This window comes from Tannerella forsythia 92A2, from assembly GCF_000238215.1.
Taxonomy (GTDB): domain Bacteria; phylum Bacteroidota; class Bacteroidia; order Bacteroidales; family Tannerellaceae; genus Tannerella; species Tannerella forsythia.
Genome location: NC_016610.1, coordinates 3,066,481 through 3,082,070, shown reverse-complemented (window position 1 = coordinate 3,082,070; position 15,590 = coordinate 3,066,481). Strand labels below are relative to the sequence as shown.

The 15,590-nt window shown below is 48.9% G+C and carries 13 protein-coding genes; 11 read left to right on the top strand and 2 right to left on the bottom strand.

Features of this window, described 5'->3' with window-relative positions; all coding sequences use genetic code 11:
• Nucleotides 1-13 precede the first annotated feature (13 nt).
• Both BFO_RS12550 and BFO_RS12545 read right to left on the bottom strand, forming a co-directional pair.
• Nucleotides 14-1,600 carry an alkaline phosphatase family protein gene (locus tag BFO_RS12550; protein ID WP_014226149.1) on the bottom strand — a complete coding sequence of 529 codons (1,587 nt, stop codon included), beginning with the start codon at nucleotides 1,598-1,600 and terminating at the stop codon, nucleotides 14-16.
• Nucleotides 1,597-2,826 (bottom strand): lipoprotein N-acyltransferase Lnb domain-containing protein, encoded by a 1,230-nt coding sequence (locus tag BFO_RS12545; RefSeq protein WP_041591378.1) that lies wholly within the window; start codon nucleotides 2,824-2,826, stop codon nucleotides 1,597-1,599. Before BFO_RS12545 ends, BFO_RS12550 begins: the two co-directional genes overlap by 4 nt.
• Nucleotides 2,827-3,233: 407 nt before the next feature.
• Here BFO_RS12545 and BFO_RS12540 point away from each other — a divergent pair, with 407 nt between their 5' ends.
• From BFO_RS12540 to BFO_RS12490, 11 genes are all read left to right on the top strand, one after another.
• A complete protein-coding gene (locus tag BFO_RS12540; RefSeq protein ID WP_041591377.1) occupies nucleotides 3,234-4,472 on the top strand; it encodes a membrane protein in 1,239 nt (412 codons plus the stop codon).
• A 48-nt stretch (nucleotides 4,473-4,520) separates the two neighbouring features.
• Nucleotides 4,521-5,888: a tetratricopeptide repeat protein gene (locus BFO_RS12535; RefSeq protein WP_014226146.1), complete on the top strand. Its 1,368-nt coding sequence runs from the start codon at nucleotides 4,521-4,523 to the stop codon at nucleotides 5,886-5,888.
• A 9-nt stretch (nucleotides 5,889-5,897) separates the two neighbouring features.
• Nucleotides 5,898-6,524, top strand: coding sequence for an LPS export ABC transporter periplasmic protein LptC (lptC, locus tag BFO_RS12530; RefSeq protein WP_014226145.1), 627 nt, complete (start codon nucleotides 5,898-5,900; stop codon nucleotides 6,522-6,524).
• Between the two features lie 100 nt (nucleotides 6,525-6,624).
• Nucleotides 6,625-8,799, top strand: coding sequence for a peptidylprolyl isomerase (locus BFO_RS12525; RefSeq protein WP_014226144.1), 2,175 nt, complete (start codon nucleotides 6,625-6,627; stop codon nucleotides 8,797-8,799).
• 131 nt (nucleotides 8,800-8,930) lie between these two features.
• On the top strand, nucleotides 8,931-9,977 hold the full coding sequence (gene rlmN / locus BFO_RS12520) for a 23S rRNA (adenine(2503)-C(2))-methyltransferase RlmN (protein ID WP_014226143.1): 1,047 nt from the start codon (nucleotides 8,931-8,933) through the stop codon (nucleotides 9,975-9,977).
• A 79-nt stretch (nucleotides 9,978-10,056) separates the two neighbouring features.
• Nucleotides 10,057-11,127 (top strand): DUF4837 family protein, encoded by a 1,071-nt coding sequence (locus BFO_RS12515; RefSeq protein ID WP_014226142.1) that lies wholly within the window; start codon nucleotides 10,057-10,059, stop codon nucleotides 11,125-11,127.
• Nucleotides 11,108-12,220 (top strand): 4-hydroxythreonine-4-phosphate dehydrogenase PdxA, encoded by a 1,113-nt coding sequence (pdxA, locus tag BFO_RS12510; RefSeq protein WP_041590936.1) that lies wholly within the window; start codon nucleotides 11,108-11,110, stop codon nucleotides 12,218-12,220. The genes BFO_RS12515 and pdxA overlap by 20 nt, the downstream gene beginning before the upstream one ends.
• Nucleotides 12,221-12,587: 367 nt before the next feature.
• Nucleotides 12,588-13,109 carry an adenylyltransferase/cytidyltransferase family protein gene (locus BFO_RS12505; protein ID WP_014226139.1) on the top strand — a complete coding sequence of 174 codons (522 nt, stop codon included), beginning with the start codon at nucleotides 12,588-12,590 and terminating at the stop codon, nucleotides 13,107-13,109.
• 2 nt (nucleotides 13,110-13,111) lie between these two features.
• A complete protein-coding gene (locus tag BFO_RS12500) occupies nucleotides 13,112-13,840 on the top strand; it encodes an SDR family NAD(P)-dependent oxidoreductase (RefSeq protein WP_014226138.1) in 729 nt (242 codons plus the stop codon).
• 3 nt (nucleotides 13,841-13,843) lie between these two features.
• Complete coding sequence (locus BFO_RS12495; RefSeq protein ID WP_014226137.1) at nucleotides 13,844-14,755, top strand: CDP-alcohol phosphatidyltransferase family protein; 912 nt, start codon at nucleotides 13,844-13,846, stop codon at nucleotides 14,753-14,755.
• On the top strand, nucleotides 14,752-15,579 hold the full coding sequence (locus tag BFO_RS12490; protein ID WP_014226136.1) for a lysophospholipid acyltransferase family protein: 828 nt from the start codon (nucleotides 14,752-14,754) through the stop codon (nucleotides 15,577-15,579). Before BFO_RS12495 ends, BFO_RS12490 begins: the two co-directional genes overlap by 4 nt.
• Nucleotides 15,580-15,590 lie beyond the last annotated feature (11 nt).

Here is a 15,590-nt window from a genome sequence, read left to right as displayed (position 1 = left end):
GAAAAACGAACCCTTACTGTTGCCGGATTTCGGGAAGCGGGTATTCGTCGCAGGCATTCGGCGGACGGATACGCAGTACGTGTGTGACGGTCGGAGCGATTTCCGTCGCTTTGATTTCGCGGTAAATATGTTGCGGTTTGATGCCGCATCCGAAGAAGATTGCCGGCATCGGTACCGCGTTGTTCCGGATGATGCGGGGTTTTTCGTTCGGGTTTTCTTCGTCGCGGATTCTCCAGCCCGGTTGAAGCGAAATCAGCAGATTACCGCGTCCCGTGTGATACGTCCCGCGATGAAAGTCGGCCATTTCCTCGTTCCACGTGCCCGAACGCAGCGCCATATCGGTGGTGACACGTTCCACGCCGCTGAACTCGCGCAGAAATTCCGCCGCCTTATTTTCAAATTCCGCCGGATCGATTTTGGCGTCTTCGATCGTTTTACGGTTGAGATAGACTTGGTTGTTGTAAAATCCGTCGATCCAGTTTTTCTGACCGTAGATAGCCATCAGATACATGTTCAGCAGTGCCATGCAACGTTTAGGGTGGAATTCTCCGCCGGCAAGTTCCATTTCGTCCGGGAGGGTTTCCTCGTTCTTGAAGTAGCCTGTGCCCGAAAGCACGACGAGTGTTTGGGAGAGACCGACCTTTTTGTCGATCAAGTCGAGCAATTGTTCGAGGTCTTTGTCTAGTTGGTGATATGTGTCTTGAATCTCGCGATTATATTCTTTGCCGGACATATCACGAAAATTTCCGGCATAGAACGTGATAGATAGCATATCGGGGGTCTGACGGGTTCCGAATGCCCCATATTCGAGGAACTGAGCCGCTAATCTGTTCACTTCCTTATTGCCGTAAGGCGAAGTCTTCAGGTCAGGATAACATCCTACGGTATTCGCTTTGAACGTGTGCTGAAACGAAGTGTTCTCCTGCACATAAGGCAGTGCGTCGTATTTGCCGACCGGCAGCGACGGTTGCCATACGAGCGTGCTTAACCGTGCAGGCAGCGATTCGCTTCCGTTGTTGTATTTTTCCACATACCACGGCACACCTTTGTAGTAGGTTGTGGTAGCCCACTTGCCGTTGTAGTTATCGAGCCAGAAAGCGCCGTTGGCCGCATGTCCGGCCGAGAGAATCGCACTTTCGGCATCGGGTGCGATGGCGTAAACTTCGCTTCGTCCTTTCGAAGCGATTTTCAGCTCGTCGCCGATTGTTGCCGCCAGCAGCCTCCTGGGTGAGTAATGGTCGCGCGTATAATTGCCGAGAAAGTCGGGATCATAGAGTGGCGAAACTTCCTTGGCTTTTTCGAAATCGTAGTGTAGACTGCCGGTGATGCCGTGCGTACATGGGTAGGCACCGGTGAAGAGGGTGGCGAAAGCCGTTGCCTGATCGACGTTGCTAAACCCGAAACGGACATTGTGATATACGGCTCCTTCGTTGAGAAGGCGTTTGAATCCGCGTTCGCCGAAGGTGTTGTAGAAATATTCGATGTAGTCGCCGCGCAGCTGATCGACGGTGATGCACACAACGAACTTCGGGGCACGCTGTTGCGCTTGGAGGTTGCCTACCGCCAGAATTGCAATCAGAGAGGAGATGAATTTTATCATTCGAAATGTTTTGTCTTTCTTCTTATCAAGTATCTTCCGGAGCGTAACATTAAACTTAGCATCAACGGAATAAAAGCGATGTTCAGGTGCTGAGGGAGGAAAATCCATCCGAACGGCACTGCGCAAAGCGCTGCAAAGTTAATAAAATGGTAACAATATGCGGCTTTGTTAAGTTTTTTCACCGCCATCACGATAGCCCCGACCCCATGAAGCGGATGCAACCAGCCGAGCGAGATGTTCGGCCACATGCAGGGATGCACGGAGAGAAAGCTGAGGAAGAACAGTACGCAACCGGCTGCTCCGGCAATGAAGAAGAGCCCGACATCGAGCCATCGGAAGTAAGTCTTTTTACGGGTTTCGATAAGGCTTAGTAATGCGATGACAGCAAAAAAAATCAGACCGCATACGAGTGGGGTAAAGAAAGTCGTTTCCGGTGCGTTTTCCACTTCTTCGGTCAGGATACGGGTGGCTGAGACAAGCGGACGCTTCGAGCCGTCGGGGCGGATGATCCAGGCCTCTGCAAAGGCCTCTTTCAGGCGTGCCGGGATGAAGAGAGACTCGCGTTGCGTCATGGTACGGTCGGTTGGGCTGCCCAGTGCCAGATCACAGCCAAACGTGATCCATGGGTGATTACGCGTGCAATCATTGATCATGTCGCGAAATGACTCTTCGTCCGGCCGTTCGGCATAGGCGATCTTTCCACGAACAGCCTGCTCGATCATCACGGCCGGACGAGTGGCACAGTTATCGAAGAAAAAATTGTACCGATATACCCGATTTTCGGGAAGTGCGTTAACGGTGAGTGCTTGGAGTAGTGCTGTCTGTTCGGTCGAGTCAAGGTTGAGTTCTTGTTCGCACACCTCGCTGCCGCGCATTCGGTATTCGTGCAGATAGGTTTCGAAGTCCATGACACCGAGTATGTAATCCGTTTCACCACGCGCAAAGCGATAAATAAAATTCGGCTTGGAAAAATCGAAAATACCGTAATTGAATACATAGTCTAACATGCGGGTAGGGCCTTTCTCTTCGGAGGTTCCCTGAATGCGTATGGCGGTGTGACCGTAGAGCGTGTACGCTTCCTCGCCGCCAGGTGAGCATGTCAGCAGACTGATGCGGATTCGGTGGCCTGAATCAGCCTCCTGTCCGTTGATGGTAAGGGAGATAGAGAGTAAAAAAACTGCCAGCAGCCCTTTCCCGTAATGCAGGTTTCGTTTTCTTTTTAACATGTTCTTCTTTATTTTGTTCGTGACCATGTGATCATGTGATAAAAAACATTTCTTCCCGACTCGTTCCGGATACTTGATGTGATGTATCATCACGTTATAAAGTCTGCAAAGATAGTTTTTTTAACGGAAACAGAGGGCGAGGATTCGTAGGCCAAACTGTCCGATCGAGACATCGTGTGAGAAACCCGCGCATAGCGACCTCGCTTCGTCTTTCGTATAATTCTGATGAAATGATTACAAAATCATGCGTATACCAGCGAAAAAAGATGGATTGAAACGAAGAGAATCTGTTGTTTTTATTTTTTTTAACGGGTCGTGACATGTTTTATTTTGAAAGACGCCTGAAAAATTCCATCTTTGCAACTTCAAATATAATATGTATCGGATCAAATCGAATAATAAATATAATGTTGAAGAATAGTAGATCAGGATTGATTTTTGTCATCCTTGTCAGCTTAAGTATGTCGCTGTTTGCACAAAACGGCACGCGTTCACCGTATACGCGCTACGGGTATGGCATGTTGTCCGACCGTTCGTTCGGAGCCGGCCGCTCCATGGGAGGGACAGGCTACGGGCTGCGCTCTTCGAAACAGATTAACCCGATGAATCCCGCTTCGTATACGAGCATGGACTCGCTCACGTTTCTCTTCGATGTGGGAGCCACGGCGCAAATGTCATGGTTCGATGACGGACAACGCAAACAAAACGATTTGAACGGAAGCTTTGAATACGCTGCAATGCAGTTCCGATTACATAAACGCTTGGCAGTGAGTTTTGGCATCCTTCCATATTCATCCGTCGGATATGATTATATGGCACCGAGCCAAGGCAAAGAAGGCTATACAGATGTGTTTTCCGGTACGGGCGGATTAAACGAAGTGTATGGAGGATTGTCTATTGAGATATGGAAGAAGCGTCTTTCAGTCGGAGCGAACGTAAGTTATATGTTCGGCAATATCAACCATCAGAGTTCAACGAATCTGAATATTCCGGTATATCGGTTGAATAAACTGGTCGTACATAATCTGAAATACGATGTGGGGATGCAATACACCCATCCGCTGACGAAAACAGACCGGTTGACATTCGGATTGGTTTATTCGCCGAAACGTCGCCTGAAGACGACAGCCTACGATGTGGTCAGCAATTCCGAATATTTTGAGCGAACGATAGAGGGGGATACGTTGCGCAATCAGGGTTTCGATATCCCTCATTCGTACGGTTTCGGTCTCTCCTACACCAGAGACTATCAAATGATGCTGGCTGCCGATATTTCTTATCAGGAATGGTCGGGTGCGAAGTTTTTCAATCGTAGCGACGACTTTAAAGATCGTCTCCGCGTCGCTCTCGGAGGAGAGTATATACCGAACAACTTCACCCGTTCGTATCTGAACCGCATCCGTTATCGCGCCGGATTGCATTACGGCAATTCATATCTGAAAGTGAACGGCAGCGGCTATAAGGAATACGGAGCGACATTGGGAGTAGGTTTTCCCATGTTGGACAATCGTTCGTTTATCAATGCCTCGTTCGAGTATGTCAAAATAATACCGGACAGTAAAACGCTGATCAATGAGCAGTATCTTCGGTTTACCGTCAGCTATACCTTTAATGAATATTGGTTCTTTAAATTTAAACAAGATTGATGGGGAGTTTGGTTTTTTGATTTGTGGAACATAAAAAACAGTATAGAGATGAAAATGAAAGGAATTTTAGTTGTCGCCGGTCTCTGGGTGGCAGTAGCAGGTGCCTATGCACAGAAAGGAGTGGATAACGGAACAAGATACGGTTCGGGTGAAGACAGCATTCGCTGCCTGACAAACATCAGTCTGTTTGTTCCTTATGCCAAGGTAAACAATTATCAGGATGCTTATCCGTCCTGGAAGATTGCCTACGAAGAATGTCCGGCTGCGACCAAAGATATTTACCTCTATGGGGTTCGTATCGTGAATTGGCAGATCGAGCAGGAAAAAGATGCCACCAAAAGAGATGCGCTTATCAACGACTTGATGGCCGTATACGATAAGCGTATCCAATATTTCGGGAACGACGGTAAATACGGAAAAGACTGGATTACCGCCCGTAAAACGCAGGATTACCTGCGCCTCAAAGGCGAGCAGGCTGATATCCCGATGGTATACGGATGGTTGAGTCGGATTTTGGATGAATATAAAGAAAAAACGGATGAATTGGCGCTGTCTCAATATATGTTTGCTTCGCACAAGATGATGGAGAAGGATGAAGCGGGTCACAAAGCGAAATTTGTTCAGGACTTCGTGACGGTATCGTCTATATTTGACAGCCAGATTAAGGCGGCGCAGGCTGCTGGCAATCAGAAGCTGGTAGACAATCTGACGGCCATGAAAGCCGGTATGGAAAAAGGCTTTTCGGGTAGCGGAGCTGCCGATTGCGAGACCCTGCAAAATATCTATGCTGATCAGATCGAGGCCAATAAGGATAATCTGGATTTTCTTAAAGAAACGATTACGCTCATGAGAAGAGCCGGATGCCAGGAAATCGATGCTTATTTTGCGGCTTCCGAATATGCTTATCAGAAGGAAAAAACAGCGGAAATAGCCTGGGGCATGGGCAAACAGTCTGTGAAAAAGAAAGACTACGATGCAGCGGAGCGCTATTTCAACGAAGCGGCCGAAATGGCAACCGATAACGAAATGAAGGAAAACGTATTCTTTACGCTCGCGGCTATTGCGTTTGAACAGCGGTCGTATCAGAAAATGCGTAATTTCTGCAACAAGACGCTGAGCATTAATCCGAATAACGGAAAGGCGTATATTATGATCGGAAAGGCCTATGCTGCGACGGCCTCCAGCATCTTTCCCGACGATCCGGTGAAGAAAAAATGCGTTTATTATGCCGCCGTAGATAAGTTTCAGAAAGCTCGTTCGGTTGATCCTTCCGTAGCCAGTGAGGCTTCGTCGCTGATTGCAACCTACAGCTCTTACTTTCCCACGACGGAAGAAGTATTCATGCATCCTGACCTCAATAAAGGTCAAAGCTTTATGATCGGAGGCTGGATCGGTGAACAGACGACGGTAAGATAAAAACGCGGAATGACGCATCTGCACTCAAGCAACAAATCTCGCATAGCAATCCTCTTTGGAGTGGTTGCTATGCCTTTTTTATGCGCTCTCGTTTCGTGTGGCGGCGAGAAGAAAGAAATCGTTGATGTCGGGTTTGATCCGAATAATTCCTACACGATGAAAGCGACTCAAATCGTGACGATGGTATCCGATTCGGGGATTACCCGGTATAAAGTCGTGACTGCAGAATGGCTGATGTTCGACGAAGCGGAAGAGCCGTACTGGTTCTTCCCGGAGAAAGTACATCTGGAAAAGTTTGACTCGCTCTTTCGGGTCGAAGCGAGTGTCGATGCCGATACGGCTTATTACTATAAACGGAAAGAACTTTGGAAGCTGTCGGGCAACGTGCGTGTCAAAAACCTTGAAGGTGAGCAGTTCGAAACCGAGCTTTTGTTTTGGGACGAACAGGGGAAAAAAATTTATTCCGATCACTTCATCCGCATTACAAAAAACGATTTTGTGAACACCGGCATGGGTTTCGAATCTAATCTGACCCTTACGCAATACCGGATTTTCAACGCTGGGGCGGAGATTCCGTTAGAAACGAACAAGGCGAGAGCTGATACGATGCAATCAGACCCACCCTCTTTGCCGTGAAAATAAAAAAAGAAGGAAATAATTGGGTCATTTCTTTTTTTTTGTACCTTTGTGCCCCTAAATAAACGATACATAAATAGAAACATAGAAAACAGATTAAATGGCTACGTTAGAAAAAATTAGAGGTCATGCTCCACTTCTTGTTATCGTGGTGGGGCTTGCTTTACTCGGATTTATTGTAGAGGACTTTTTGAATTCCGGATCGACGTATTTCCGGCAATCTCAGAGTCAGGTGGTGACGGTCGACGGCACCCCGGTCGATTATCAGGATTATCAGCAGCGTATTGAGGAAATGACCGAAATATACAAGATGCAGTATGGTCTGCAAAGTCTTACGGAAGATCAGACTACGCAATTGCGTCAGAGCGTATATAACTCGATGGTACACGAAATTGTGATGAAAGACGTGTTAGACAAGATCGGTATCGATGTGACTTCGGACGAATTGTTCGACATGATTCAGGGAGATCATGTGCCGCAGATCGTTCAGCAGAATCCTTTGTTTATCGACCCTCAGACGCAGCAGTTCAGCAAAGCGCGTGCCTTGGGCATACTCAAAACGCTTGAAAACATAGAGGCTGTACCCGAAGCACAACGCGAAGAAGTGCTGCGTATGCGCGACTTCTGGTTGTTTTGGGAACGTAGCATGAAGATGCAGCGGATGCAGGAAAAATATACCAATTTATTGTCCAAAGCGATTGTAGCCAATCCTCTTGATGCCAAAGATGCGTATGAAGGAACCCTTGAGAGTTCGGATATCGTATATGCCATGCAGTCGTATGCTTCCATTCCCGACTCGACGGTGAAAGTAGACGATTCCGAAATCCGGAAGGTGTATGACCTTCGCAAGAAAGAGTATAAGCAGAGCGAAGCGAGGGTACTCGACTATATAGCAGTCGATGTTCGTCCGAGTCAGGATGATTATGAACAGGTAAGCAAGGAAATAGAAGACGTTAGGACGCAACTGATGGCTACCGACAGCATCGAACATATCGTATCGAGATATTCCAGAAATTCGTATATGGATTTCTTTGTCTCGGAAAAAGACATGCGTGATGAAGATTTGAAGCATTTTGTTTCGACGGCCGAAATCGGTACCGTAGAAGGTCCTGTTTTTAAGGACGAAAGCTATCGTGTCTATAAACTTGTCGATAAGAAAACCGCTCCGGATTCGGTGAAAGTTAGCGATATTTTCCTGGCATCACAGGGCGTTGTAACGGACGAATTGACACATCTGGCCGACAGCTTGATGACGCTCCTCAAAGGCGGAGCTGACATGGACGAACTGGCCAAGAAATATTCGTCGTTCGGTGCGGCCGAAGCGGGAGCAGATTTGGGATGGCTTACCGAGGCTGCCATTGCTCAAAGCAATATCGGTGCCGAATTCCGGCGGGAAGCCTTTTCGGCTCCGCTGAATCAGACGGTCTTGATTAAGACGCAGAACGGTTACCATCTGATGAAAGTTACCGAGCGTACAGCCAGTGTACCGAAGTACAAGGTAGGCTACGTCTACATGGACGTTGCGCCGAGCAATAAGACATACAGTCAGGTGTTCAACGATCTGAACAGCTTTGTGGCGAAAAACAATACGGCCGATAAAATAACGGAAGCCGTGAAGGAAAGTAATTACGAACTGGTTCAGAATGTAACGGTAACGACCGAAGAGCACCATCTCGGCGGCATTCAGGATGCCCGTCAGGTGGTTCGCTGGGCTTTCGAGAATGACAAGAAAGGAATCGTTTCAGACATCAAGGAATGCAAGTCGAGAATGTCAAATACCGACGGATATCGAACGACTTACGTAGTGGCCATACTTCGCGATGTGCTGGCAGAAGGTTATCAATCGATGCAGTCGGTGGCTCCGATGATTCGGATGGAGCTATTGGCGCAGAAGAAAGGCGAACAGATTGTCAAAGAACTGAAAGCAAAAAATCTGACTTCGATTGATGCCTATGCGCAAGCGATGGGTTCACGTATCGATACGGTGAAATACATTACAATGAATACGCCGCGTATTTCGGGAATCGGTATCGAACCGGTCTTGAATGCAGGCGTAGCGTATGCCGCTCAGAACGAGCTGACTGGTCCGCTTGCCGGAAGTAATGGCGTGTACGTCTTCAAGGTGTATAATCGTACGAAAGAAAACATGGCCTATGATGAAAAGGCGCAGATGCGTTCGTTAGAAGAAACGATGGGGCCGCGTGTCGGCTACCTCGCTATCCAGAAGTTGATGGAGGAAGCGGAAATTTCCGACAATCGGATTCGTTTCGAATAACCCCCTCCCTTTGGGTATGAATCATACAAAAGAGGGTGTGTCAAAACGCAATGTTTTGGTACACCTTTTTTATGTGTATGAATGAACGCTTGTGATCTCATATGTTGTCCGTTCGTGTTATAGCGTAAACAATGGAAACGAAAAAACGTTTGCTGGGGATGACCCTCGCACAGTTGCGCGAGGTGGCCGTCGGCGTTGGTTTGCCGGCCTATGCCGCCCGACAGATGGCTGACTGGTTGTACCGGAAACGAGTCGACTTGATCGCAGACATGACGAATATTTCCCTGGCAAAACGGCAGTTGCTCGAAACCTCATACGAGGTGGGATCCGCAGCACCCGCCGAATCGGTACGTTCAATAGACGGGACGGTCAAATACCTCTTTTCGACAGGTAAACAACGTGCGGTCGAGTCGGTCTTTATCCCGGCCGAAAACAGGGCGACGCTTTGCGTCTCGTCGCAAGTAGGATGTAAGATGGGATGCTTGTTTTGCATGACGGGCAAACAGGGATTTTCGGCCAACTTGACGGCGAACGAGATATTGAATCAGATCCGGTCGGTACCCGAGTCAGACAAGCTCACGAACGTCGTCTTTATGGGAATGGGTGAGCCGTTCGACAATCCGAACGAGCTGTTCAACGTGCTTGAAATACTGACAGAGCCGTACGGTTACGGCTGGAGCCCCAAGCGGATTACGGTATCGACCGTCGGGGTGCCCAAAGGTCTGCGCCGTTTTCTCGACGAAAGCACCTGTCATCTGGCCGTCAGCCTGCATTCGCCTTTCCCCGAAGAACGTCTGTCCTTGATGCCGGCCGAAAAGGCTTACTCGCTCACCGACCTGATCGGATTGTTGCGACAATATGATTTTGCACATCAGCGGCGCGTCTCGTTCGAATACATCCTCTTCGAAGGGTTGAACGATACGCCCGGACATGTTAAGGCGCTGGCGGCATTGCTTAAGGGTATTCCATGTCGCGTGAACCTGATCCGTTTTCATGCCATTCCTTCGGTGCCGCTCAAAAGTTGTACGCCGGCCCGGATGGAGCAGTTTCGCGATGCGCTCAATGCGAAAGGCGTCGTCTGTACGATTCGTGCTTCGCGCGGAGAAGATATTTTCGCGGCCTGCGGGATGTTGTCGACCGCCCGTTTGAACGACGAAAAAAAAGATAAGCGCTTGTAGAAAAGTGAAATTTTATCGGGCATACGGGTTATACAATCAAATTTTTTATGTACGTTTGTAAACAAAATTTTTATACACGATGAAAACTCCGATTTTAACTCTCATGGCGGGACTTTTGCTGGCGTTACTCGGCGCTTGCCATTCAACCCCGTCGGTAGTGACGGCAACCGGTATGCCGTACGAAGTGGTGGTCGTTGCCACACCTTCGAACTGGAATGATACGCTGGGTACGGTGCTGAAAGAGGAACTTCGCCAGCCGGTACGCGGTCTTCCGCAGGCCGAGCCTGCGATGCGGATCACGTATGTCACACCGAACGATTTTAACGGTCTCATGACGTATGTCCGCAACATTCTGATGGTCGATATTGATGAAGGGAAATATACGAGGCTCTCGCTGCGTACCGAAAAGGACCGTTGGGCTTCAGGGCAGACCGTCGTATATTTTACGGCACCGAACGAAACGATGCTCATCGGTTACCTGAAGCTGCATCAAGGGGTGCTGACCGATTATTTTACCCGTGTGGAAATGGCACGCATGGCACAGGTCATGCAGGAGACATACAGCTCTCGCGTGATGGATAAGGTTAAAACCAAGTTTGATGTGATGCTCAACGTACCTTCTGACATTACTTCCGATAAAGATACGACCGATTTTTACTGGGCATCGAACAATGCCAATACCGGTCGCATGGATGTGGTCGTCTATACGTTCCCGTATACCGATGCCAACACGTTCTCGCAGGAATATCTCAGAGCGATGCGCGACTCGATCCTCGGCGCGAATATCCCCGGTGCGTTCCCAAATTCTCACATGACGACGGTACCTTTCGGACTCTCGTACGAAGTCAAAAAACTGCAAGGCAAGTATTGCGGTGTGTTACGCGGTTTATGGAAGATGGAAGGCGACATGATGGGTGGCCCCTTTGTCAGTTATGCACGGCTTGACGAAGCCAACAACCGTGTCGTGATAGCTGAAGGATTCGTGTATGCACCTGAAACGGATAAACGAAACTATATCCGTCGGCTCGAGGCTTCTTTGCACACGTTGCGTCTGCCGGGCGAATTCGACCAACCGCTCGATGCGGTCGGCGACATGAATGAAAAAACGCAAAACGAAGAACAGCCGATAAATGGGAGGGCCAATGATTAAGGTCGGCATTACGCACGGCGACATCAACGGCGTCGGGTATGAGATCATCCTGAAGACATTTGCCGAAGATCGGATGATGGAACTTTGTACGCCGGTGATATACGGCTCGCTCAAGATCGCCCTTTCGTATCAAAAAGTCTTGGGATTTGAGCCGTTGGGCTTCAAAGTCATTCAAAAGGCCGAAGACGCCGCAGAAGGTAAGTTGAATATCATCAATTGTATGCCGGCCGAACTGACGGCTACTCCCGGCGAATCGACCGCCGACGGAGGCAAGGCCGCCTTCAAAGCCCTTGAGGCCGCGGTGGCCGATCTTAAACGCGGCGCGATCGATACGCTTGTAACGGCGCCGATCAACAAACACAACATACAATGCGAAGGTTTCCGCTTTCCCGGTCATACCGAATACCTCGAAGAGTATTTCGGCGAAAACGGACGGTATCGCTCGCTCATGGTGCTGATGAACGAAGACTTGCGCGTAGCGTTGGTGACAGGCCATGTACCGGTGACGGAAATCAAAGACAGCCTCACACAGGAGGCGATTGTGCGCAAACTCGTACTTTTTAACACCTCCCTTAAACAGGATTTCGGCATTGTTCGTCCGCGCATTGCCGTGCTGGCACTCAATCCGCACGCCGGTGAGGCCGGTTTGCTGGGGCGCGAGGAAGAGACGATTATCATTCCGGCCATCAATGAGGCCGAGAAAGAAGGGGTAATGTCGTTCGGACCTTATGCGGCCGACGGTTTCTTCGGGTCGAAGATGTATCGACATTTTGATGGAGTACTGGCTATGTATCATGACCAGGGATTGGCACCATTCAAGACTTTGGCCATGGATAACGGCGTAAATTTTACGGCCGGGCTGCCTGTCGTCCGTACATCGCCGGACCACGGTACGGCGTATGATATCGCAGGCCGTAACGAAGCGTCGGAAGTCTCTTTCCGGCACGCTGTTTACTGTTCGATAGATATCTATCGCAGCAGGAAGATGTATGGGGAAGCGACTGCCAACCCACTTCGGAAAGAATATGTTGACAAGGGAGGAAACGATAATGTCAAACTCGATCTTACGAAAGAAAACTTGGACGTTGAATAAGGATAAATTTATGTTTATTGTGTTTTTATCGTCTTTTTTATTATCTGTGGACAATGAACGGTTTTTAATTCCTGCTTATTAGGTTAAATATCAAAGGAAAACCTGTTGCATTGGATGGTGTTGTAAATATTTGCAAGTTAAATTTTTATAAATTAGCTTAATCAGCAGAGAGGGGACAGTGTTTTGTTTTTCAAGAAATAGATTGTTTTTTAGGGGAGGGATTCGTTGTGGTAAAGCCGTTAACAATTAACCACTGACCATTAACTATTAACCATATGTGTGAAAGTGGGTATAAATTGTAAAAGGTATAAATGGTGAAAATTGGAAAAAAGCCGTATCTTTGCCCTTCCAGTAAGCTAAAGGAATTATGTTTAAAAATAAAACGATTGTGTATACATCGGGAACATTCGACATGTTCCATTACAATCATCTACGCATGATTAACTATGCACGCAGTCTGGGCGATATCCTCATTGTCGGGGTAAGTACCGACGAGTTGGTTTCCTCCTATAAGGCGCCTCCTATCATCCCGTTTAACGAACGCATGCAGATCATCGAAGCGCTCAAAACACCCGATATCGTCATTCCGCAACATACCCTCGATCATACCGAGATTGTCAAGAAACTCAATATCGACGCTTTTGTGGTAGGCGATGATTGGTTCGGGAAGTACGACTATCTGAAAGATGCCGATGTGCAGGTCTTTTACTTCCCCTACGGTACGGGCGTCTCCTCGTCATCGCTGCGCAAGACGATTCACGACTCGTACGAGAAGCATTTGCAAGATGAACGAAAGGCAAAACCTGTTTCCGTAAAAACGATGGAAGTTGCTCCGGCAGCAGCCGAAAATATCGCTCCGAAGAAAACGGCATCGAGAAAAGCAAAGTAACAATGGCAAAACAGGCACTGATTACAGGTGGGACAAAAGGGATCGGGAGAGCGATAGCCGTATGTCTGGCCAAGGCAGGGTATGACTTGCTGCTGACATATAACACCGACGAAACAACCGCCGCGAACCTCGCCGCCGCGTTGCGGAAAGATCATGCGGTGAAGGTCGATATGCTGCAGGCGGACATCACGCAGAAGGAATCGATCGACCGGATCGAGAATCGTCTGAATGATTCGGGCGTGAAACTCGATGCCCTTGTGCTGAATGCCGGAACGACGTATCGCACGACGTTTGAAGAGATGAATCTTGCCGAGTGGGAACGACAATTCTTCGCCAATGTGCATTTTCCGGTGTTTTTGCTTCAGCGCATCGTGGGGCGTATGCAACGCGGGGCGGCCGTCGTGTTCACCGGCTCATTGATGGGGATCGAACCGCATGCCACCTCGCTATCCTATGGCGTGACCAAATCAGCCGTTCATGCCCTGACGAGGAATCTTGTCAAATTCCTTGCGCCGTACGGTATCCGAGTCAATGCCGTAGCACCCGGCTTTGTCGATACCGACTGGCAAAAGAACAAATCGGTTGAGATACGCCGCAACATTGAGGCGAAAGTGGCGATGGGGCGTTTCTGCCGTCCCGACGAAGTGGCGGAAATCTATCGTATGTTGATTGAAAACAATTATATGAATGGCTCGGTGGTCGTTGCAGACGGCGGCTATGCATATCGATAAAAGATGAATGAGAAAGAATATGAAACATCGCTGAAATCGATCGAGACGGAAAATATCATCGATTTGTACTTCTACCGTCCGATAGGTTTCCGGATCGCTCGCATGCTCCGTCACACGGGAATCACTCCGAACATGATTACGTTTTTCTCCATCTTCGTCGGAGCCGGAGCAGGATGGCTGTTCTATTTCACGAACAACTTCACGTATACGCTACTTGGTATCCTGCTGCTCGTTTTTGCCAATATTCTCGACTGCGTAGACGGGCAACTGGCGCGTCTGACGGGCATCAAATCCGAGATCGGACGTATCCTCGACGGCATAGCCGGCGACATTTGGTTTACCGTCATTTACGTGGCGCTCGCCTTGCGACTCACACATCTCTACGGTACCGGATGGTTCTTTGTGCCTGCCGTCGCGGCCGGACTGTCACATCTTCTCCAAGCCGGTATTACGGATTATTACAAGACGCTTCACCTCTATTTCGTCAGCAAGGAAAAAGGCAAGGAATTTCAGCGTACGGAGCAGGTCAAGGCGCAACGAAAAGTTATCAAGAAGCGGGTAAACAAGTTCTTCTACGTGTTATACGCCTTATACACGTGGGTGCAGGAACGACTAACCCCTGCTTTGCAGACGATGTTGCACACCTTGCACGCCCGTTACGGAGACGATATCCCCGAACCTGTCCGCCTGCGTTTTCGCAAGCAAAGCCGCTGGTTGATGAAACGAACCATCGACTGGATGACGTTCAACGGCCGTACGACCGTGCTCTTTGCCGTGATGCTTCTCAGTCTTTACTGGAGCGGGATAGTATGGATTTATTTTGCATACGAAATCATCGTTTTGAATACGGTTCTTTACGTATCCGTCCGCAAACACGAGCGTATGTGTGCCACCATCTTGAAAGAGGAGGCATGAAAAAAACAGTACTCGACATAGATGACTTGCAGCGGTTGGCGCCCGTCTTCAAAAAGAAGTGGGTGGCTTTTTTGGCCAAGCAACTGATGAAATGGCTCAACATTGACAAAGTCAATACGATTCATGCCCGATACAGCCACCTTCGCGGAGCCGAGTTTACGTCGGCCATGCTGGCTGATCCGATGATGGATGTGAAATACAGGATTCATCACTCCGACCGTCTGAAGACACTTCCCGAAGGCGCGTTCATCACCGTCTCCAATCACCCCATCGGATCGCTCGACGGCATCATGCTGATCGATATTTTTGCCTCGCGGCGGACAGACTTCTGCGTGATGGTCAACGGCATTCTGGAAAAAATCGGGGCGATGGCCGATAATTTCATTGCCGTCGTACCGAAGACCGGTGGGCAGTCAGCCGCTAATCCGGCGAATGTGAATGGCGTGCGTGCTTCGCTCGAACGACTTAACCATGGTCATCCGATGGGCTTCTTCCCGGCCGGCGCCATGTCGTTCCGTAATAGGGAAGGAAAGGTACTTGACCTCCCGTGGACACACAGTGTGATTCGTTTGATACGTAAGGCCGGCGTACCGGTCTATCCCGTCTACTTCGATTGCCGAAACTCGAAATTCTTCTATTGGTTAGGGCGGATCAACTGGAAAATAAGGCTGCTGCGAGTACCTACCGAAGCATTCAATAAACGGGGTAAGACGCTCGATGTGCATATCGGTCAGCCGATAGCACCGGAAACGATCCGGAGCTATACCGATGATAAAGCCTTGGCCGATTTTCTTTATCGTACGACGTACGGTCAGAAAGGATAAATCCGTCTTGG